15 protein-coding genes and 1 pseudogene are annotated in these 21,245 nt (G+C 71.1%); 9 read left to right on the top strand and 7 right to left on the bottom strand.

Annotated elements, in window-relative coordinates; all coding sequences use genetic code 11:
- Positions 1 to 19: 19 nt before the first annotated feature.
- Together P3T39_RS08720 and P3T39_RS08715 are read left to right on the top strand one after the other, a co-directional pair.
- The gene (locus P3T39_RS08720) at positions 20 to 1,225 is read left to right on the top strand and encodes a GDSL-type esterase/lipase family protein (RefSeq protein WP_280696780.1); all 1,206 of its coding nucleotides are present in this window, start codon (positions 20 to 22) and stop codon (positions 1,223 to 1,225) included.
- Positions 1,226 to 1,349: 124 nt separating this feature from the next.
- A complete protein-coding gene (locus P3T39_RS08715; RefSeq protein ID WP_280696779.1) occupies positions 1,350 to 1,916 on the top strand; it encodes an isochorismatase family cysteine hydrolase in 567 nt (188 codons plus the stop codon).
- Between the two features lie 81 nt (positions 1,917 to 1,997).
- On the opposite strand, the gene P3T39_RS08710 is transcribed toward P3T39_RS08715, so the two are convergent.
- From P3T39_RS08710 to P3T39_RS08695, 4 genes are all read right to left on the bottom strand, one after another.
- Positions 1,998 to 2,540: a hypothetical protein gene (locus P3T39_RS08710; RefSeq protein WP_280696778.1), complete on the bottom strand. Its 543-nt coding sequence runs from the start codon at positions 2,538 to 2,540 to the stop codon at positions 1,998 to 2,000.
- An 80-nt stretch (positions 2,541 to 2,620) separates the two neighbouring features.
- Complete coding sequence (locus P3T39_RS08705; protein ID WP_280696777.1) at positions 2,621 to 4,483, bottom strand: AfsR/SARP family transcriptional regulator; 1,863 nt, start codon at positions 4,481 to 4,483, stop codon at positions 2,621 to 2,623.
- Positions 4,484 to 4,772: 289 nt separating this feature from the next.
- Positions 4,773 to 5,756: a CHAP domain-containing protein gene (locus P3T39_RS08700; RefSeq protein ID WP_280696776.1), complete on the bottom strand. Its 984-nt coding sequence runs from the start codon at positions 5,754 to 5,756 to the stop codon at positions 4,773 to 4,775.
- A 184-nt stretch (positions 5,757 to 5,940) separates the two neighbouring features.
- The gene (locus P3T39_RS08695; protein ID WP_280696775.1) at positions 5,941 to 7,218 is read right to left on the bottom strand and encodes a helix-turn-helix transcriptional regulator; all 1,278 of its coding nucleotides are present in this window, start codon (positions 7,216 to 7,218) and stop codon (positions 5,941 to 5,943) included.
- Between the two features lie 687 nt (positions 7,219 to 7,905).
- On the opposite strand from P3T39_RS08695, the gene P3T39_RS08690 reads away from it, so the two are divergent.
- Complete coding sequence (locus tag P3T39_RS08690) at positions 7,906 to 8,058, top strand: hypothetical protein (RefSeq protein WP_280696774.1); 153 nt, start codon at positions 7,906 to 7,908, stop codon at positions 8,056 to 8,058.
- 29 nt (positions 8,059 to 8,087) lie between these two features.
- Here P3T39_RS08690 and P3T39_RS08685 read toward each other — a convergent pair whose 3' ends face one another.
- Both P3T39_RS08685 and P3T39_RS08680 read right to left on the bottom strand, forming a co-directional pair.
- Complete coding sequence (locus tag P3T39_RS08685) at positions 8,088 to 8,564, bottom strand: NUDIX domain-containing protein (RefSeq protein ID WP_280696773.1); 477 nt, start codon at positions 8,562 to 8,564, stop codon at positions 8,088 to 8,090.
- 63 nt (positions 8,565 to 8,627) lie between these two features.
- On the bottom strand, positions 8,628 to 10,073 hold the full coding sequence (locus P3T39_RS08680) for an SDR family oxidoreductase (RefSeq protein WP_280696857.1): 1,446 nt from the start codon (positions 10,071 to 10,073) through the stop codon (positions 8,628 to 8,630).
- Positions 10,074 to 10,437: 364 nt separating this feature from the next.
- Here P3T39_RS08680 and P3T39_RS08675 point away from each other — a divergent pair, with 364 nt between their 5' ends.
- From P3T39_RS08675 to P3T39_RS08655, 5 genes and pseudogenes are all read left to right on the top strand, one after another.
- Entirely contained in the window at positions 10,438 to 11,199 is a 762-nt protein-coding gene (locus tag P3T39_RS08675; protein WP_280696772.1) for a class I SAM-dependent methyltransferase, read from the top strand.
- Between the two features lie 141 nt (positions 11,200 to 11,340).
- Complete coding sequence (locus P3T39_RS08670) at positions 11,341 to 12,216, top strand: phosphatidylinositol-specific phospholipase C (protein ID WP_348534318.1); 876 nt, start codon at positions 11,341 to 11,343, stop codon at positions 12,214 to 12,216.
- Positions 12,217 to 12,407: 191 nt separating this feature from the next.
- A complete protein-coding gene (locus P3T39_RS08665) occupies positions 12,408 to 14,474 on the top strand; it encodes an RICIN domain-containing protein (RefSeq protein ID WP_280696770.1) in 2,067 nt (688 codons plus the stop codon).
- Between the two features lie 116 nt (positions 14,475 to 14,590).
- On the top strand, positions 14,591 to 15,220 hold the full coding sequence (locus tag P3T39_RS08660) for a hypothetical protein (RefSeq protein ID WP_280696769.1): 630 nt from the start codon (positions 14,591 to 14,593) through the stop codon (positions 15,218 to 15,220).
- Positions 15,221 to 15,262: 42 nt separating this feature from the next.
- A pseudogene (locus P3T39_RS08655) lies at positions 15,263 to 15,658 on the top strand (IS30 family transposase); the annotation flags it as partial.
- 14 nt (positions 15,659 to 15,672) lie between these two features.
- Here the strand turns inward: P3T39_RS08655 and P3T39_RS08650 are convergent.
- Positions 15,673 to 15,909, bottom strand: coding sequence for a DDE-type integrase/transposase/recombinase (locus P3T39_RS08650; RefSeq protein ID WP_280696856.1), 237 nt, complete (start codon positions 15,907 to 15,909; stop codon positions 15,673 to 15,675).
- A gap of 890 nt (positions 15,910 to 16,799) precedes the next feature.
- Here P3T39_RS08650 and P3T39_RS08645 point away from each other — a divergent pair.
- On the top strand, positions 16,800 to 20,972 hold the full coding sequence (locus P3T39_RS08645) for a LamG domain-containing protein (protein WP_280696768.1): 4,173 nt from the start codon (positions 16,800 to 16,802) through the stop codon (positions 20,970 to 20,972).
- The last annotated feature ends 273 nt before the right edge of the window (positions 20,973 to 21,245 follow it).

Genomic DNA, 21,245 nt, shown 5'->3' with positions numbered 1-21,245 from the left:
CGATCAACAAGCTGGGACAATGAACGCTCAGGACAACTGGATCACCACCCCCATCGCCCCGGAACTGCTGCGCGGCGCCCTCGACGTGGAACGCACCGCGCACGGCCTGCTGCCGCACCGGCTGCCCCTGTGGGCCCGGCGGCAGATCCCCGACGGCCAGCTGGCCATGGCCGAAGCCCAGCCTTCCGGCGTACGCCTGGCCTTCCGCACCCGAGCCACCACCATCGAACTGGACACGCTTCCCACGAAGAGGGCCTACCGAGGCGTCCCGGCCCCGGCTCCGGCGGACGGCGTGTACGACCTGCTCGTCGACGGTCGGCTCGCGGCCCGGGCCACCGTGGCCGGCGGCAACGTGCGTACCCTCGACATGGCCACCCAGGAGGTCGAGCTGCACGAGGGCCCGCCCGGCACGGCCCGGTTCGCCGACCTGGCCACGGGCGACAAGGACATCGAGATCTGGCTGCCCCACACGGAGATCACCGAGCTGATCGCCCTGCGCACCGACGCCCCGGTCGAGCCCGCACCGGAGCGCGGCCGTCGCGTGTGGCTGCACCACGGCAGTTCGATCAGCCACGGCTCCAACGCCGCCACCCCGACCACCACTTGGCCGGCGCTGGCCGCCGCCCAGGGCGGTGTGGAGCTGGTCAACCTGGGGTTCGGCGGCAGCGCGCTGCTCGACCCGTTCACCGCACGCGCGATGCGCGACACCCCGGCGGACCTGATCAGCGTCAAGATCGGCATCAACATCGTCAACGCCGACGTGATGCGGCTGCGTGCCTTCGGCCCTGCGGTGCACGGCTTCCTCGACACGATCCGCGATGGCCACCCGGACACCCCGCTGCTGGTCGTCTCTCCCGTCCTGTGCCCCGTCCAGGAGGACACCCCCGGCCCCCTCGCGCCGGACTTCGACGGCGGGACGGTGCGGTTCAAAGCCACCGGCGACCCGGCCGAGCGCGCCGCGGGCCGCCTGACGCTGAACGTCATCCGCGACGAGCTCACCCGCATCGTCGAGCAGCGGGCGGCCGACGACCCGAACCTGCACTACCTGGACGGCCGTTCGCTTTACGGCGAGGCCGACTACGCCGAGCTGCCGCTGCCCGACGAGGTCCACCCCGACGCCGCCGGCCACCGCCGCATCGGCGGGAACTTCGCGGCGCTGGCCTTCGGCGACGGCGGCCCCTTCGCGGGGTCTTTGGCCACGTTCGCCAGCGCGCCCCGCTACTGATTCCCAATGAGGTCGTCAAGCCCGGTTGGTGACACGCTCACAGTAAGTCACCAATCGGGCTTGAGTAGAGCGCCGGGGAGCCCTGCGCGACGCTGTGGCCTGACGGACAGGAGTTGAGCACACCATGAACACCACCGAGGCGGCCGGCGCCGCACTGGTCGTCATCGACATGCAGAACGGCTTCCTCAACCAGCACACCCGTCACCTCCTGCCCACCATCACCGGCCTGGTCGACCGCTGGCAGCAGGCCCACCGCCCGGTGGTCTTCACCCGCTATCTCAACAGCCCCGGCAGCCCGTTCGAACGACTGCTGCACTGGACCCGCCTCCAGACCTCGCCCGAGACGGACCTCGCCCCCGAACTCGCCGAGCACGCCCGCCGGGCGCTCGCCGTCATCGACAAGCCCGCCTATACCTGCTTCACCCCCGAAGGCACCGCCCTGGCTGAACGGGAAGGCTGGCACCACATCGTCTTCTGCGGTATCGCCACCGACAGCTGCGTCCTCAAGTCCGTGGCCGACGCCTTCGAACTCGGTTACACCCCTTGGCTGCTCACCGATGCCACCGCCAGCGACGCCGGTTCCGCCGTGCACGATGCCGCCCTGCGCATCGCCACCCGCTTCATCGGATCAGGCCAGCTCATCACCACCGGCCAACTGCTCGCCCAACTCCCCACCCCTGCCCCGGACTGAGCGAATCACGACCGCAGCGGGACCGGTAGGTGAGGCCGCACGGTCCACGCCGTTGTCCGAACGCCTATTGCCGGATGATCGCTATATCCGGGAACCGGTGGGTGTGCCGCCCTCGTCTGCGGGTTGGGCGGTGCGGCGGAGCGCCTGCCGACGGGTGTGGCGACAGGTCACAGGTCGGCCCGGGCCGTCGGCTTGAATATCGGTGACGGGGCGTCGTTCATGGCGCACCCCCGAGGAGCCGTCCACGCCCGAAGAGCCCGCTGGGGCGGCGACGGTCGCCATGGCCGTTGGGACCGGCGGGCTTGCCGAGCGGGAGCGGACCAGGGAGCAGCCGGTGCCGCCGGAGGAGCCGCTGAAGGTGCTCGCCGAGCTGACGAACACGCCTCCGCCGCGGCCGACGCTGTGGCGTACCGTGCTGCGCCGGGTGAAGATCTGGACCCCGCTGGTCGTGCTGCCGGCGGTCGTCTTCTGCACCGTGCAGGTGCTGCGCCCGCTGCCCGGCACCGCGCTGACGCAGTCCGGCGCGACGTCGTACACGTTCGCCGGGGCCCGTTGGCTCCGGCGTGGCCGAGCGAGGGCGAGGCGGCCGTGGAGGTCGCGGGCCTGGGCAGTCCGGGTACCCATGGTGACCGGAAGCCGGTGCCGACGGCCAGCATGGCCAGGACGATGACCGCCTACGTCGTCCGGCCCTGGAGGCCGACCCCTCAGCAGGCCATGGCCACCAGGGGCCCGGTGCGCTGCGCGGCCTGCTCCTGCGCCCGGCGGCGGTCCAGCTCGCTGTCGAGGCGCAGGCTCTGCTCGCGGGCGTAGACGAGCAGCAGGTCGTCGTAGCGGTACTCGCCGGCCTCGGGGGTGCTCAGCAGGTGGGCGGCGACCAGACGTTCGAGGAGCCGCTCGGTGAGGGGGACCGGTTCGCCGAGGATGCGGGCGGCCGCCTCGACCCGCAGACTCGGGGCGCCACCGAGGGCGAGCAGCCGGAAGGCACGGGCGGCGGCCGGGTCCAGGGCGTCGTGGGTGCCGTCGAAGGCGGCCCGGACGTCCAGGTCGCCGGCGCGGAGCTCGTCGAGGAGCCGGCCGTCGGCGGTGAGCCGGTCGGCCAGCTCGCGGGCGGTCCAGGACGGCCGGGCGGCGAGCCGGGCCGCGCAGATCCGCAGGGCAAGCGGCAGGCCCCCGCAGACCCGGACCAGGGCGGCGGCCGCATGCGGGTCGCCGGTCGTCCGGGTCTGGCCCGAGGCTCGGGCCAGGAAGATACGGGCCTCCCGGTCGGACATCGCCGCCGGCTGGACGAGGTGCGCCCCGGCGAGATCGGTGAGCCGGCCCCGGCCGGTGACCAGGGCGGTGTTGGCCGGGTCGGCGGGCAGCAGCGGTCGGACCTGGGCAGCGTCCCGCGCGTCGTCGAGGACGACCAGCAGCCGCCGGCCGGCCAGCATCGAGCGGTACAGCGCCGTGCGTTCGGCGGTGCCGCCCGGGATCGCGCAGGCCGGCACACCGAGCGCCAGCAGGAAGCCGTGCAGCACGGTGCACGGTGCGGTGGGTTCGCGGTGGGTGCCGCGCAGGTCGGCGTAGAGGATGCCGTCCGGATGACCGGCCCGGACGGCGTGGGCGACGTGGACCGCGAGGGCGCTCTTGCCGCTGCCCGGCCCGCCGGAGACCACCGCGACCAGCGGCACGCGCCGCCCGCCGGCGGTGAGCCGTGCCGTCAGGTCGGCCGTCTCAGCCGCGCGGCCGGTGAAGTCCGGGAGGTCGGGCGGCAGCTGGAAGGGCGTCACGGTGGCGAGGTGGAGGGTGCCGCGCTCCGCGGCCCCCTGTCTGGGCGCCAGCTCGTCCAGGTCGGGGTCGGCGCACAGGATCCGCTGGTGGATGGCGCGTAACTCGGTGCCGGGCTCGACGCCGATCTCCTCGCCGAGGAACCGGCGGACCTGCCGGTAGACGGCGAGCGCCTCGGACTGCCGGCCGCTGCGGTACAGCGCGGTCATCAGCTGCACCCAGAAGCGCTCCCGTTCCGGGTGGGCGGCGGTGAGCAGGCGCAGCTCGCCGAAGAGCGCGGCGTGGTGGCCGAGCTGGAGTTCGGCCTCCAGCTTGGACTCCAGGACGTCGAGCCGGGCCTCGGCGAGCCGCTCGGCCTCCGCCCGGTGCAGCGCGTCCGAGTCCACGTCCACCAGGGCCGGACCGCGCCAGAGCCCGAGCGCCTCGTCGAACAGTGCGGCGGCGCGTGCCGGTACCCCGTGCCTCAGCGCTTCGCCGCCGAGCTCCTGCAGGACGGTGAACCGGTGGGCGTCGAACTCGTCCGGGTCGACGTTGATCAGGTAGCCGCCTGCCCGGGTCTCGATCCGCTCGCCGGCCGGGCCAAGGCCCTTGCGCAGCCGCATCACGTAGTTGCGCAGGGTGGTGGAGGCGCTGCGCGGTGGGCGGGTGTCCCAGACGGTGTCCGCCAGCTGCCCCGCCGGTACCACCTGTCCTCGCCGGATCAGCAGTGCCGCCAGCAGCACGCGCTGCTTGGCAGCCGGAACGACGCGGAGTTCCGCGTCGTCCCGGATCTGCAGTGGTCCCAGGATCCCGAATTCCATCTGCCCCCCGCTCGGTGGATCGGACAACTGGTACCGACGGCCGGCGGCGCCCCCGTGCGGCTTGCCCCCGTTGCTGCTCGCTGCCGCCGGCCGTCGGTACCGATCCAACCTCGTTCCGGGTTGTCCGGCGAGGATCCGTGGCGCCGGACAATCAATTCCGTACAACGCGGGTGCGAGTCCTGCACCGCAGGTCACGGACGTGCGGGTCCTGGAGGCTCGGCCAGTGGGCACTCACCGGAGCCGGTTGCACCATCCCCCGTCCTGACGGGTTGCCTACTGGCGGACGCTCTCAGCCGCAGTGGCTCCAGTCGCTGGTCCACGAGGCGCCCTGGTACGCGCCGCCCCACTGCACGCACGAGCCGGCGGCGTACGCGGAGACCGGCCCTGCGTAGTACGTGAAGCTTCCGGGGTTGCTGGTGGAGGTGCCGCCCTGGACGCTCAGCGTGGCGTTCATCGGGACGGCGCCGCTCGGCTTGGCGGCGAGGGTGACCACGCAGTTGCGGCCGGTGGAGCCGCTGTAGAGCAGGTAGACGGCGGCGCCGCCGAGGTCGTGCGTGTCGACCACGCTGTAGCCGCTGCCGCAGACCGCGCTCGGGCTGTACGGGTTGGCGGGGGCGGTCGCGGTCGGCGTGGTGTAGCCCTTGATGATGTAGCCGTCGGCCGGGTCCACGGTGGAGGGCACGCTGCCGACGGCCTTCTGGCCGGCCGGGATGGTGATCGAGACGACCTTGGAGCTGACCGCGTAGTCGGCCATAGAGGTGGCGTTCGCCTTGCCGTTCCAGTCGCCGTTGGCGGTGGTGACGGATCCGTCCGCGTTCACCGCGGTGACGATGCCGACATGGTGGATCACGGAGTCCTGGGTGCTGCCGTACACGACGGCGTCGCCGGGCTGCGGGTTGTACGAGGCCGAGGTGTGCAGGGTGCCGTTGGTCTCGCCGTAGGTGTAGAAGCTGGCCGCTGCGGCGTCGAGTCCGCCGGTGTAGAAGCCGGAGTTGCTCCAGACCCACTGGGCGAAGTCCGCGCACCAGTACTCGGGGCCGCCCGAGCCGCCACCCGCGCAGCTGTGCTCGAACTGGTCGCCGCCCAGACTGTTGTGGGTGGGGGTGTTGGCACAGGTGCCGGCGGTCATGGCCACGTTGGCGGCGGCCAGCGCTGCCGCGCCGCCGCCGGTGGCCGCGGCGGCGGGCGAGGTCGTGAGGGTCAGCAGGCCCAGGCCAAGGGCCGCGGCGGTCGCCGCACCGGATATCCGGCGCAGGAGTCGGGTGAGTTTCAAGGGTCGCCTCTCCGAGCTGGGTACAGGACAGTGCGACGGCGCTCGTGTTGACGGCCCGACAGGGTCCCGACGGTGAGCGGCCGTTGCCGTCGCCAGTCTCCGGGGCGGCCGTATCGTCCCGGTCGCGCCGTGGACCACGCAGGGTGGGGATGCCTGCGTGGTCCACGGAGGAGTCGGCCCGGGGTCAGCCGCGCTGCGGGAACTTGCAGGCGGCCTGCTCGGCCTTGACCAGGTCGGCATCGGTCAGGGCGGCCCGGTCGAGCGCAGCCGGCTGACCGTCACCGGCCGCGAGCGGGATGCGCCGCGCGTCGGTGACCGTGGTCGGCCCGCCCCCGCCGAGGCAGGCGACCGCCACCACCGGGACGGTCGCGTCGGCGGGGACCCCGACCCGCAGCGGTCCGAGCCGCCAGGCCACCGCGAAACCTGCTGCCGCCGTGTCGGTGAGTCCGATCTGCTGCCACTTCGGGCTCTGCGCCGAGCTGCCGGGCGGGGCGAAGTACGCGGCGTAGCCGACGATCGCCACATACCGGCCGGCCGACCGCAGTTCGACGGTGTCCGATTCGTCGGGTTGTCGGACCACGGTGAGTGACACCGCCGCCGGCGCCGGGACGGAGTCGGGGCACTCGGAGGGCTGCATGGTGCTCGGCGGGTTGCCGTGGATGACCGCAGAGGAGACCACCCCGCCCTGGCTGACCCTGAACCAGCGCATGTCCGGGGAACCGGAGGTGATGTCGATCACCACGTCGCCGAGACAGTAGCCGGTGAACTGCAGCGAGCACCCGGACGGTGCCTGGAACACCACCGGCGTGCCCAGACTTGCCCCGGCCCTGACCAGGGTGTTGGCGTTGTAGGTCGTACCGGAGAACGATCCGGGCGGCCCGGCCGGTGGGCAGGCGGGGCTGGTCACGGTTGCCGCGGTCGGCTGCGACGTCCGGTCAGGGGCGGCCGCCCGTACCGCGAGCAGGCCGAGCACCACCACGACGGCGACGGCTGTCGCCGCGATGGACCAGGGAGCCCAGGGCGGCAGCCTGCCGGGGCCGGCCGAGACACCGTCCGTCGGCGGCGGGAGTTCGGGACCCTCGGAGGAGGCCGGGGTCTCGGGGGACACCGGGGTGCTCGCGGGTGTCTCCTTTCCGGTCTCCTCGGCCGCCTCCTCGGCGGTGGCCGCGCCGGTGGCGGAGCCGGTGCGCTCGCGCGCCAGTTCGCGGTCGAGTTCGTACCAGCGCCGTTCCCAGCCGCGTACGTCGCCGCCGCACGCGCCGACGTACGCCAGGGTCACCTCCAGACTCGGCTGCCGGACACCGCCGGCGGCGTCGCTCAGTGTGGTCGCGCTGAACCCGGCCGATGTGGCGAGTGCGCGGTAGGTGGGATTGCCGGCCTCCTCGCGTACCTTGCGGAGGTCGTACGCGAACGCCGGTATGGGTCCGTCGGCCGGATCGACGGGCCTCGGTTTGCGGGCCAATGGGCCTCCTTGTTCTCCCCGGCCCACCCGCCCGACACGAGAGGACCGGGCCACGGGTTCAGCCGGCGCAACGGCCCTGCGCCTGCCCCGTTCCTCTGCAGCCTTCGGGCAAGGGCTCGTTCCGCCGGCTGATGATCAGCAGGTCGTCCGGGGAAACTACGAGCACGGCTGTGGAGTTCCTGACAATCCCGGGGCAGTTGGGTTTCGGCCACCGGTGCCGCCTCGCCGGGCCACCCTACCTGACGTCTCATCATGCTACGGAGCCGATACCAGGGCGATACGGCCTTGGCAAGTACGGGCATCCGAACGGCCCCGGGACCTTGCGGGGTTGCGTTCACCGCACCACCCGAGGGGGTGGATCCCTCCCCGTAGCGGACGCCGGATGCGCCGGCGCCGTCTACATCCAGACCGGCGACGTCTCGAACCGCGCGGGCAAGTACTTCAGTGGAGGCGCGAACGGCAGCAGCGGCTCCGGCGTCGAGGTGAAGAACCACGCGGCCCTGGTGGGCAGGTCGTCAACGGCCTGAAAGTGCCGGAGCACGGCTGCGTCGGCGAAGGGACGGAGCAGCTGACCGGTGCGGTGAACGGCCGGGTGGGCGACGCGCAGATCGCCGACGGCATCAAGTCCGGGACCCTGAGGAGCTCTCAGGAGGACGCGCGGACGCGGCGTGCCGCAAGAAGTACGACGTGGTGGGTGTCCGGTACGCGGTCCACTTCGCCTACCAGGAGCAGGCGATCAGCGACAATGCGGCGGTCACGGACGCGGCCAGGGCCGGCATCGAGGCCCAGGCGCGGGCGGCGAAGCAGGTGCGGGCGGCGAAGCAGGCGCTGGCCGGCTGAGGGACCGGGCACCCCGAGCTGCCTGCGGGTCAGTTCCCGGGGCGCCGGGCGGTGACGTCGTAGCCGAAGGCCCCGTCCGGTGCGGCGAAACCGGGCAGCCAGGAGCCGAGCACCAGTCCCGACGGGTAGAACATCGGGCCGGGCAGCGCGTCCACGTCGAAGCGCTCCCAGCCCGCGCAGGAGTGCGGCTCGGTCACCAGGGCCGGGGCGTCGGTGGGCGGGGCGAGGACGGCGGCGGTCAGCCGGGGCCGGCCGAGCCGGTGGTCCAGCAGGACGGCCAGCACCCGCATCTCCTGCGGCGGCAGGACGATCCCGGTCTCCTCCGCGAGTTCCCTGGCTGCGGCCTGTTCGAAGGACTCGCCGGGCTGGTCCACCTTGCCGCCGGGCAGGCTCCAGGTCGGCGTCTCACCAGCGGTGATGCGCCGGCCCAGGAGTACCCGCCCGTCGGTGGTGGGCACGATCACGCCGGCCCCGAGCACGGGCGCGGTGGTGGCTGCGGCTGCCATGGCGCTGTCTCCTTGCGGGCTGACCGGCGTACTCGGTCCCGATGCGCCGGGACCCGGTAGGACTTACCAGGGGGACGGTGCGTAGTCCTTGAGGAAGCAGCCGTACAGGTCGACACCCTGCTCGCCGCGGACGATCGGGTCGTAGACCCGGGCCGCGCCGTCCACCAGGTCGAGCGGGGCGTGGAAGCCCTCCTCGGCGAGGCGCATCTTGTCCGGGTGCGGGCGCTCGTCGGTGATCCAGCCGGTGTCGACGGCCGTCATCAGGATGCCGTCGGTCTGCAGCATCTCCTCGGCGCTGGTGCGGGTGAGCATGTTGAGCGCGGCCTTGGCCATGTTGGTGTGCGGGTGGCCCGCGCCCTTGTAGCCCCTGCTGAACTGGCCCTCCATCGCGGAGACGTTCACCACGTACTTGCGGCGCGCCGTGGAGGCGGCCATCGCCGGGCGCAGCCTGCTGACGAGTATGAACGGCGCGGTGACGTTGCAGAGTTGGACCTCCAGCAGCTCGACCGGGTCCACCTCGCTGACGGTCTGCACCCAGCTGTTGGTGTCGCACAGATCCGGGACGAGGCCGCCCGCGTCGATCGCCGTACCGGCCTCGATCCGGGCCGGCGAGGCCGAGCCGCTGACGAGGGCGAGCGCGGCGACGTCGTCCGCGCTGAGCACCTCGCGCGGTTCCGACCGGCCGGGCAGCGCGGGACGGTCGATGCTGCCGCTGCCGAAGCGCCCGATCACGGAGGACTGCGGCAGCTCGCCGGCGGGAAGCGGGGCGGACTCCCCGGCGACCAGCTCGCGGTAGGAGTCCGGCGAGCGGCGGACGGTCTGCGCGGCGTTGTTGATCAGGATGTCCAGCGGCCCCTCGGCGGCGACCGAGTCGGTCAGCGCCACCACCTGGGCCGGGTCGCGCAGGTCGATCCCGACGATCTTCAGCCGGTGCAGCCACTCCGCGCTGTCGGGCATGGCCTTGAAGCGGCGGATCGCGTCATTGGGGAAGCGGGTGGTGATGGTGGTGTGCGCGCCGTCGCGGAGCAGGCGCAGCGCGATGTACATACCGATCTTCGCGCGGCCGCCGGTGAGCAGCGCGCGGCGTCCGGTGAGGTCGGCGCGGGCGTCGCGGTGGGCACGGTTCTTGGCGGCGCACGGCGGGCAGAGCTGGTGGTAGAAGGCGTCCACCTCGACGTACCGGCCCTTGCAGGTGTAGCAGCTGCGCGGCCGCTCCAGGATCCCGGCGATCTCGGTGGTGGTGACGGTGGTCAGCGCGATGCCCAGCGTCTCGTCGTCGATCCGGCCGGGTGCGCCGGTCGCGGTACGGGCGGTCACGGCCCGGTCGTTGGCGGTCTTGCGGGCCCGGGTCTCCTGGCGGCGGCGCTGCTTGAGGGTACGGAAGATGCCGCCGACGGCCTTGCGGACGGTGATCGCGTCCGGGTGGTCGACGTGCAGCTCGTCGAGCTCGGCGAGCACGCTCAGGCAGAGCTCCAGCCGCTCGGGGTCGAGGCCGGGGCCGAAGTCGATCTCCTCGTCGGGCTGCTCGGCCGCCTGGGCCCGGCCCTGGGCCTGGTTGGGCACCTGGCCGTTTCGCTGCCCGGTTTCCTGCTCGTCCGCCTGCTGCTCTGCCTGCTCGTCTACCTGGTTGGCCACGCCCGCCGTCATACCTGCCTACTGCTTCCCGCTCGTCTCGCCCGTACCAGCCGTACCGGCGAACTCTACGTGAGAGCCCGGTGTCGGGGCGAAAGTCGGATGAGATGTAACAGGCTTATAGGTATTGTGCCTATTACTATCGGGCGGCTAGATTGGTAATGGGCCAGCTGGGCCAAAGCTTATTACCGGAGCCGGAGCCGGAGCCGGAGCCGGATGCCGACTGCTGAGGAGCGGGGACATGACCGTGAGCGTCGATGTGCAGCACTGGAACGCCTGGCAGCGAAGCTGGGACCGCCAGCAGCAGTGGTACCTGCCCGACCGCGAGGAGCGCTTCCGGGTGATGCTCGACGTGGTCGAGGCCGTCGCCGGTCCCGCGCCGCGGGTCCTCGACCTCGCCTGCGGCACCGGCAGCATCAGCGAACGCCTCCTCGCCCGCCTGCCCGGCGCGGTCAGCGTCGGTGTGGACCTCGACCCCGCGCTGCTGGCGATCGCGGCCGGACACTTCGCAGCCGAGCCCCGGATCACCCTGGTCACCGCCGACCTCAGGAGCCCCGACTGGGCCGCCCTGCTCCCGCCCGACCCCTTCGACGCCGTGGTCACCGCCACCGCCCTGCACTGGCTGCCGGCCGACGACCTGGCCCGCCTCTACCGCGACCTCTTCGGCCTGCTCCGCCCCGGCGGCGTGCTCCTCAACGCCGACCATGCCCCGAGCCCCGACACCCCGCTGCTCAACGCCGCCGACGAGGCGTTCCAGCGCCGCCGCCAGGAGCGCGAACGGGCGGAGGGCGTACTCGACTGGCCCAGCTGGTGGGCGGCCGCCGCGGCCGACCCCCTGCTCGCCGAACACGTCGTCGCCCGCAACGCGATCTACGGCTCCCGGGTGGAGGAGGAGAGCCGCTCGGCCCAGTGGCACCTCGCGCGGCTGCGGGAGTCCGGCTTCACGGAGGCCGGCGTGGTCTGGCGCTCCGTCAGCGACGCGCTGGTGGCGGCCATCCGCTGAGGGGCTGCGCCCTGCACGCCGCTGTACCGGTCGTGCGTCCGGTCTGGGCGTGGCTCCCGATGTCCGGTACAACTGCCATGGGCTGCAACGGGCGGAGGGCGCATGGGTGTTGACCGCAGGAGCTTCCTGAGGGCGTCGGTCGTGGCAAGCGTCTCGGCCGCGGTGGGTGCGACGGCCCGGGCGGCCGCCGCACCCGTCCCGGCCGTGGGGCTCGCGCCGGGCGACTGGATGTCCGGGCTCGGCGATGCCACGCCGTCGGCTCGGCTGACCGTCCCCGGCACCCACGACAGCTGCGCCCGCTACGGGGGAGCGCTGACCGAGTGCCAGACCCTGTCCATCGGGCAGCAGCTGGAGTCCGGCATCCGCTTCCTCGACATCCGTTGCCGATCGGTCGGCGGCTCCTTCGCGATCCACCACGGCCCGGTGTACCAGCAGCTGATGTTCGGCGACGTCCTCGTCTCCTGTGCGTCGTTCCTGGCGGCCCACCCGAGGGAGACCGTCCTCATGCGGGTGAGGCAGGAGTACTCGCAGGTGAGCGACGCTGACTTCCTCGCGGTCTTCGACGACTACCTCGACAACCGGGGCTGGCGCGGCCTCTTCCACCTGGGCGCCACCCTGCCCACGCTCGGTGCGGCCCGTGGGCGGGTGGTGCTGATCTCCGACGTCCCGAGCCTCCCGGCGGTGGGCTGGTGGAGCCCCGAGCTCGACATCCAGGACAACTGGACCGTGCCGACACTCTTCGACCGCCCGCGCAAGTACCAGGACGTCGTCAGGCAGATCGACCGCGCAGCCGCCGCCCCCGGGAGCGGCGGCCCGCTCTTCGTCGACTTCCTGAGCGGTTCCAGCGCCGGCTGCTTCCCGACCGACTGTGCGTCCTACGTCAACCCGCGCGTGCAGTCCTACCTGAGCGACTACGCCACGAGCCACGGAAGACCGCCCCTCGGCGTCATCGTCATGGACTTCCCCGAGCGCCACGCCCCGGCCCTGACCTCGACCCTTCTCAACTGGAACGCGTAGCTGCGCCCTTGCGCCCTTGCGCCCTTGCGCCCTTGCGCCCGCCGGCCTGCCGGCCCTCTGACGGGTGCGGTGGGACGAGTTGAGGTTCGGCCGGAGATTTCCGTTCGGAGATTTCTGTTATCCGGGCCATGCCCGCAGGTCTCCCATGTGTCGGCAGCACTACCCGACCGAGTGCCGACGAGGAGACAGACATGGGACGTAGAGGAGCGGCGCACCGGCGCCCGAAGCACCGCACGCTGCTGATCAGCGCAGCATCGGTGACGGCCGGACTCGTCGTCAGCGCCGTCGCCTTCGGTGCCGTCGGCGACGGCGGGCTGCAGCCGACGAGCTCGGACGAGGCTCTCGGGCAGGCCGTTGCGGTCCAGGCGCCCGCACCGACCCCCGCCTCGACGCCGTTGCACAACGAGGCTCCCACTCCGATCCGCTCGACGCCCAAGAGCGATCCGGACCGTGGCATGGTGTACGCGGGGCTGACCCCTGCGGCCCAGAGCGACCGCTGCGCGGGGGTCTACAAGGTGTCCGCGGCGGCGCTGTGCACCCATGGCCCGGACGTGCCGCCCAAGGGGATCGACGTCCACAAGGTGGTGCCGCCTGTCGTGGCGGCCTCGCCCGCCCCCGACCCGAAGAGCGGGGCCGGCAGCGCGGCGCCCTCCTCGACCGACCTGCTGAAGGGGATGCCGGTCCTGGACGCCCAGACCGGTACCGCCCTCGGAGGTTCGCCCTCCGCCGCCCCGGCCGCCGCGCCCGCCGCTGGTTCGGTGGTCTGCGACGGCGACGGGAGCACGGGCAACCGCGTGCAGGTGCTGTACGTCCACGCGCCGGGCCAGGACCGCTTCGGCGAGTACCAGGCGTCGTTCAAGAAGTGGGCGGCGGACACCGATGTCATCTACAACGCCAGCGCCGCCGAGACCGGAGGCGAGCGCCACGTCCGGTACGTGACCGAGCCGGACTGCACGGTGTCGGTGCTGGACGTCGAACTGTCCGGGGGTGCTCTTCAGGAGTTCGGCGCGACCAACGACGCACTGGCTGCCCAGGGATTCAACCGCCGCGACCGCAAGTACATGCTCTTCGCAGATGCGAACGTGTACTGCGGCATCGGCACCTTCAACGGTGACGAGCGGCCGGGCCAGGACAACACCAGCAACTTCGGCCCCTCGTACGGCCGGACGGACTCCGGTTGCTGGAGCGGTGCGACGGCGGCCCACGAGCTCGGGCACAACCTCGGAGCGGTCAACAACAGCGCCCCGCACAGCAGCAAGGCCGGTCACTGCACCGACGAGTGGGACCTGATGTGCTACTCGGACGCGCCGTACTACCCCCAGATGGAGATCCACTGCCCGAACCGCGACCACGACGAGCGGCTCGACTGCAACCACGACGACTACTTCAACACCAATCCGGCGCCCGGTAGTTACCTCACCACGCACTGGAACGTCGCGAACAACCAGTTCCTCATCGCGGGCGGCGGCACCGGACCCAACCCCAACCCCAGCCCCAGCCCCACCCCGAGCCCGACCGCCACGCCGACCGGTGGGCCCACCCCGGGACCGACCCGCACCCCCGGCCCGACCGGAGCGACGGTGACGGTCGGCCAGATCACCCAGAACTCCGTGTCGTTGAGCTGGCAGCCGATCGCCTCGGCGTCGGGGTACGAGCTCTGGCTGAACGGTCGCGCGCTCGGCACCGTCCGTGGGACGGTCGCCCGTCTGGCCAACCTTCGCCCGGACACCGACTACAAGATCGCCATCGCTGTCCGCGACCAGGGCGGCCGCACCGGCAAGCCCGGCAGGGCGACAGCCTTCCACACCCTCGCGGCCGGCGGCGGCACGATACCCGCCGGCAAGCCGTACCTGATGATCAACAGCCTGACCGGCCAGGCCGCCGACCTTTGGGGCGGCTCGCACAACGACGGCACCGTGCTCATCGGCTACCAGCCCACCGGTTACGCCAACCAGCAGTGGCTGTTCGACACCGCCGGCGACGGCTCGGTGCGGATCCGCTCGGTGGAGACGGACAAGTGCCTCCAGGTGGGCGGCGATCTGGTCGCGGGTCAGTATGTCGCGCAGCAGCCGTGCAGCGAAGTTCAGTCGCAGCAGTGGCAGTTGACGAAGAAGGGCAGTGGCTACGTCCTCGCGCCGAAGGGGTCGGACCTCGTGCTCGGCCTCAGCAAGCGCTGGTACTACGGCGGCTGGCTGCTGGAGCTCCAGCAGTCCGACGGCCAGTCGTACCAGAACTGGACCGTCCAGCCCGCTTCCTGAACCATCCGCACTACCTGAAACGCCCCTGCGGCAGGCGGCGGGGGCAGGGCGAGTTCCGCCCTGCCCCCGCCGTTGCGAACCCCCCTTCTCTCCCACACCCAGGAGGAACCTTGCCGATGACCCTCAGGCCCGCCGCCGCCCTGACGGCCGTGCTGCTGCTCTGCGGAGCCCTGCTGCTGGGCGGGGCCCGGCCGGCCGCCGCACACGGGGACTCCATCCGCCTCCAGGTCACCGGCAGGGCGGACGGCCACCCGGTGGTGGTGGCGAGCTGGGAGAACGACGGCGACCCGGTCACCGAGCCCGTCGCCGGGACACTCAGCGCCCTGGCGGCGGACGGCCGATCGGTCGGGCCCTGGCGTCTGGTGGCCGTCCCAGGTGCCGAGGCCACCTACACCACCGGTGAGGCGCTGCCCGCAGGGTCCTGGAAGGTCACGGTCGAGTCCGGCTTCCCGGCTCTCGGCCGGGCCGAGGCCTCCCTGTCCGTCGCGGTCGTCGCAGATCCGACGGCCGGCGCGAGCCGCACACCTTCGGCCGGTGCCGACGGGGCACTCGTCCAGCCGCCGCCGGCCTCCTCGCCCCCGTCGTCTGCGGGCCCCACCGGCGCCTCGGCCCCTCACGGCGGTCCGGGCGGATGGACCACCGTGGCGTCGATCGCTGTCGCCGTACTCGCCATCGCGGCACTGGTCCTCGCGGTGCGGCTGCGCCGCCGTCTCGCCAGGCTGCGCCGACGGTCGGAACGGCGCTGAGAAGCGGTGCCTCGTTCCTTCCGGAAGTGCAGTCTCTCGGAGCCGGCAATCGCCGGGCACGGTGCCGAAGCCGTACGCGACGCCATCGCTGTCACGATCGCGAATCTCCCTGAGCACCTGCGCAGGTCGTTGACCTGGGACCAAGGCGCGGAGATGGCCCAACACGCCCAACTGCGCATCGACACCGGGCTGCAGATCTACTTCGCCGACCCGCACAGCCCCTGGCAGCGTGGCACCAACGAGAACACCAACGGCCTGCTGCGGCAGTACTTCCCCAAGGGCACCGACCTCAGCAGGTACAGCCATAGCGACCTGGATGCTGTCGCCACAGCGCTCAACAGTCGCCCTCGCAAGATTTCAGGATGGAGGACACCCGCCGAAGTCTTCAACGAGCAGCTACTGCTGGTCCAAAAGGGCGGTGTTGCAACGACTGGTTGAACCTGGGCTGAGAACTATGTCCGAGTGGAAGACCACCCGTCGACCCGGCCACCGCGGGCGGCCACCGCGGCCTCCAGCGCATCGGCGACCAGCCCAGTGCGCATGTGATCGGCCAGCGACCAGCCCACCAGGCGCGGTGAGCGCAGGTCGATGACGGTCGCCAGGTACATCCAGGAGCCCGCGACCGGCAGATACGTGATGTCGCCGACCCATCGGACATCGGGCCCGCTCGCGGTGAAGTCGCGTCCGATCAGGTCCGGCGCGCGCCGCGCTCCTATCCTGGACGGTGGTGCGGCAGCGTTTTGCGCAGGTGGCGGCCGGTGATGGCATCAGCCGGGCTATCCGCTTGCGGTTGACCATCCTGCCCTGGGCTCGCAGTTCAGCATGCACCCGCGGCACTCCGTAGGCGCCCCGCGTCTGGTCGTGGACCTCGCTCACCAGCACGGCTTCGGCCGACGCCCGGTCGGCGCGGGCCCGGGGCCCGACCTGCCAGGTGTAGTACCCGGATCGGGCAACGCCCAGAGCCTCGCACAGCCGCTGGACACCGAAATCTTTCAAGGTCTCCGTGGAGGCTTGCAGTTCAGTGTTCCCGCGCCGCAGCCGGCGCAACTCCTCGCGCTCGGCGGTGGTCAACTCACCGGACGGCCCCTGGTCCCGGTCGGTCTTGTCCTCTTCGACACAGCCCCGCAGCCCCTCGGGCCGCCCAACGGAAGCCGTAGTGCGCCGGTCGAGTGAGAGCCGAGCCTGGTGTTCTTTCGCTGTCGGGAGGACAGCAAGGCTTTTCGGGTTGACGAGGCGCCACTCATGCCAGGTGTGATTCCGACCACAATAGCGGCTGAGGATTGTCTGATTTTATTACGCATGGTCACGGTGTGGAGTGCGTTCCGTGTCCGATCCTGCCCTGCTTCGATCTTGTAGGACGTTGACTAACCGTCAATCCTTCACCAAGCTGCGCATCTGCAACCATAAAATCTTCATAAGGCTTAGGTGTGCAGTGATCAATGTGAGATCGGGGCGGGGGTGGTCCGCACGCAGATGGCTTGCGGTGGTCCTCGCTGCCGGAACGTTGGCCGGGGCGGGAGTTGTGCCGAGTACGGCGCAGACCCCGAGGGCCGATGCGGCGACAGGCGGTAGCGGCGCCATGTCCGAGCCGGCGGGGGATTCACCGGAGAGCGCAGCGGTCGCGGAGGCGAAGCAGACGGGCAAGCCGGTCGCGGTCGAGGCGATGCGGACCGAGACGGGCGACGTGGTCGCGCAGCCGGACGGGAAGCTGGTCGCCACGGAGTACCTGCAACCGCAGCGCACCCGCAGGAACGGTTCCTGGGTGGACATCGACCCGACACTGAGCACGTTGCCGAGCGGGGCGGTGGCGCCGGGCGCCGTGACGTCGGAGGTCGAGTTCTCGGGTGGTGGGAGCGGGCAGCCGCTGGTGCGGATGGCCCGGGCGGGCCGGGAGTTGAAGCTCTCGTGGCCCAAGGCACTGCCCAAGCCAGTGCTAGACGGGGCCACCGCCGAGTACCGGTCGATCCTGCCGGACGTGGATCTGAAGCTGACGGCGACCGCCACCGGCTTCAGCCAGGTCGTGGTGGTCCGCACAGCGGAGGCTGCGAAGAACCCGGAGCTCGATCAGCTCCGCCTCGGCCTCCAGGGAGACGGGCTGACGATCAGGACCGAGGCGAACGGTTCGCTGTTGGCGGTCGACAAGGGCGCCGGAGGGACGGTCTTCCAGGCCCCAAAGCCGCTGATGTGGGATTCCTCCAAGGCGACTACGGCTTCCGGCGCTGCGTCCCGGCCCGCCGTGCGCTCCGCTGCCCGGACCGCTGCTGACGGCTCCGCTCAGTCCGGTACCGCTGGGCGCAGTGCGCAGGTTGGAGTGGCGGTCACGCCATCCCAGGACGCCATAGTTCTGACGCCGAACCAGACACTCCTGAAAGACCCTGCGACGGTCTATCCGGTGATGATTGATCCGTCCTGGGACAGTCCGCACGCCGCGGAGTGGGCGGGCGTGTCGCAGTACTACTCGTCCCAGCCGTACTGGCATTTCTCCTACAGCAGTGACTACGTCGGGCAGTTCGGTGTTGGCTACTGCGGGGACACGTCGCGGTGCGCACCGCAGGATGTCCAGCGGATCCTCTATCGGATGCCGACGGGCCAATTCGCGGGCAAGCACATCCTCTCGGCCATGTTCGCGGCCGAAGAGGTGCACTCCTACGCGAACTGCGATGACCCGAACCACCCGGTGCAGCTGTGGTGGACGGGCGGTTTCGACCAGCAGACAACCTGGGACTCCACCCAGGACTCCGGCTTCTGGCACCAGCACCTGCAGACCGTCAACCCGATGAAGGGCAGCGGCTGCGGTGACGGCAACGTCGAGTTCGGGGCCAGCGGTGTACGAAGCCTCGTCCAGACCGTCGCAGACAACGGCTGGGACTACCTGAACCTGGCTCTGCGGGCCGCGGACGAGTCCGACCTGTACGGGTGGCAGAAGTTCAGTGCCAATGCCTACCTGCAGGTCAAGTACAACCTGCCGCCGCGTCAGACCTCGATGAGTGATCTGTCGATGCAACCCGGTTCGGTGTGCCAGAACGCGACCGTGCGGGTCAACAAGATGCCGCAGGTGACGGCGCTGGCGTCGGACCCGGACGGTGATCCGGTCGCGGTCCAGTTCAGCGCGGCCTGGGACAGCGGTGACGGAGCTGGCTGGAAGCGTCGCTGGTGGTCCACCAACAACAACAGCAGCGAAACCCCCACCGATTTCAAGGCCTCGGGCTCGATCTTCAGCTACACCCTGCCGTCCTCCCTTCCGCTGAACACCAGGATCGCCTGGGACATGCGGGCATGGGACGGCGCCCAGTGGGGACCGACCTCCTCCTCCGGCGACAGCAACAGCGGCTGCTACTTCCTCGTCGACACCACCGCCCCCGACGGACCCACGGTCAATGCCTCCGACTACCCCGTCACCAAGGACCCGTCCGGCGCGCTGTCCTGGTCCGACGGCGTCGGGAAGTACGGTGCTCTCACCATCAGCTCGGCGTCCAAGGACACCGTCAAGTACCAGTGGGGACTGGACAGCAGCCCCTCCGCCGCCAACGAGATCGCCACCTCCGGCGGCGCGGCGCGCACCATCAACGTCCTGCCCGACAAGCCCGGTGTGCACTGGATCTCCCTGCGCTCGATCGACGCAGCGGGCAACGGCTCCTCCCAGGATGAGACGTACTACATCGCCGTCCGCACCGGCCAGCCCCAGCGGGCGGGCTGGGCCATGGACGACCGGCCCGGATCCACCGCTCTGGTAGGTAGTGGTGGCGGTTTCGACGCCACGCTCGGTACCGGTGCCAAGAGCGGTGTCACCGGTCACAAGGGCAACGCGCTGCAGTTCGACGGCACCGCCGACGGTTACGCGCAGGCCCAGGGCGGGGTGCTGGAGACCGCCGGCAGCTACACGGTCTCGGCCTGGGTCAACCTCGCCGACGCCAGCCGCAACCGCTCCGCCGTCAGCCAGGGCGGCCAGTACATCGGCGCGTTCAGCCTCGGCGTCCGCAGCGGCCAGTGGGCCCTGCAGACCACCACCCGGGACGACAGCGGCTACGACTGGCAGGTCGCGGCCTCCACCGCCCCTGTCACGCTCAACCAGTGGACCCACCTGGCCGGCGTCTACGACGCCAAGGCCAAGACGATCACCCTGTACGTCAACGGCGCTCCCACCGCACCGGTCCCGGCCCCTGCGGCCTGGTCCGCACGCAACGCCTTCGACCTCGGCCGCCTCTTCTACCGCGGCACCTACACCGATCCCTGGAAGGGACAGATCGACGAGGTCAAACTCTGGGACCGCGCCCTGACCCCCACCGAGGCAACCGCCCTCGCCGGCGGCACCCTGCCCACCACCAGCACCGGCGCGAAGGCCGTCTGGGAACTCGACGAGACCGGCAACACCGTCACCGGCAAACCCGAGACCTCCCCCCTCACCCTCACCGGCGGCGCCACCAACAGCACCACCGGCGTCACCGGCCAAGCCCTCCACCTCGACGGCGGCACCGGCTATGCCCGCACCGACCGCCCCCAGATCGACGGCAGCAGGAGCTTCTCCGTCTCCGCCTGGGTCAAGCTCCCCAAACTCGCCGACGGAGACACCTCCGCCCACATCGCCCTCAGCCAGATCGGCGAGCACAACAGCGAGTTCTCCCTCTACTACTCTGCCTACTACAAGCGCTGGCTCTTCAGCCGCTACAAGGAGGACACCTCCGCAGACACCCTGGTGCGCACCATGCAGCCCGACTGCACTCCGGGCAGCCTCATCAACGGCGTCCCCTGCATGGGCCCCACCGACAATCAGTGGACCCACCTCGCCGCCGTCTCCGACACCACCGCCAGGAAGCTGCGCCTCTACATCAACGGCTACCTGGTCGGTGAGTCCGACTACACCCAGAACGCCCCGTGGGCCAAGCCCGGACCGCTACAACTGGGCGCTGTCAACCGCGAAGGCGCCAACGGTGAGTACTTCGGCGGCGACATCGACGACGTCCGCATCTTCGACCGCGTCCTCACCTCCACCGAGGCCAGGGACATGGTCCGCCAGCGCCCCCAACTCGTGGGCCGCTGGAAGCTGAACACCGCCACCGCCAAGGTCACGCCGGACGAGAGCCCCTTCGCCGCAGGCGCCACCCTCGGAGGCACCGCGACGATCAACGCGGTCGGCGGCGTCTTCGGCGGCGCCCTGAACCTCGACGGTGTCAGCGGCTACGCCGAGGCGAAGCAGGTGCCCCTTCGTACCGGTGAGAGCTTCACCCTCGCCGGCTGGGTACTACCGGCGGCCACCCCGACTCGGGACATGACCGTGCTCTCCCTCGCCGGGGCCAACGGCAACAGCGCGGTCGTGGTGCGCTGGAACGCCGCGAAGGGCCGCTGGCAGGTGGAACTTGCCGACAGCGACAGCGGCACCGCCGCGAGGTCGAGCGTGACCAGCACGCCGGCGCGGGGCTGGACCCATCTTGCGGTCGTCTACGACGCGTTCGCCTCCCGGGTGACCCTGTACGTCAACGGCCGGGTCGAGAACTTCGTCTGTGCCGAGGGCGATTCCACGTGCACCAGCCGGGTGGCCACGGCATCCACTGTTCGGCCCTTCGAGTCGTACACCGCCACGCCGCACACGTACTCCGGTCTGCAGTTCGGTCGTCGCGTGGCCGCAGGAGCCTGGGGGGATTTCTTCTCCGGTGAGCTCGACGACATCTGGGCCTACCAAGGCGTTCTGAATGGAACTCAGATCGCGATCCTCGCCAGCAAGGACGGGGAAATGCCCACCCAGCCCGGCGTCTGACGGGCGTCGCGTGGGCCGGCCGTGTTCTGGTCGGCCCACGCGGTGATCGGTCATCCCAGACCGTCTTTCGAGCTTCGTTTCTCACGGCAGCCGGTCCCCGGCGCCGCACAAACCCCGCCCCTGCCAGGGGACGGAACCCGAAGGAATCACATTGAGTACACCCATCACAGGGGAACGACGGCCAAGGACCAGAGTCGCCGCCATAGTCGCGGCGACTCTGGTTGGCTCGCTCCTTCCGACTATCTCCGTCGCGGCGGACGCAGTGGCGGCCCC

Origin of the sequence: Kitasatospora sp. GP82 (assembly GCF_029892105.1) — a bacterium.
Taxonomy (GTDB): Bacteria; Actinomycetota; Actinomycetes; order Streptomycetales; family Streptomycetaceae; genus Kitasatospora.
Note: the sequence above shows the minus strand (reverse complement) of the source record. Positions and strands in the feature narration are given on the sequence as shown.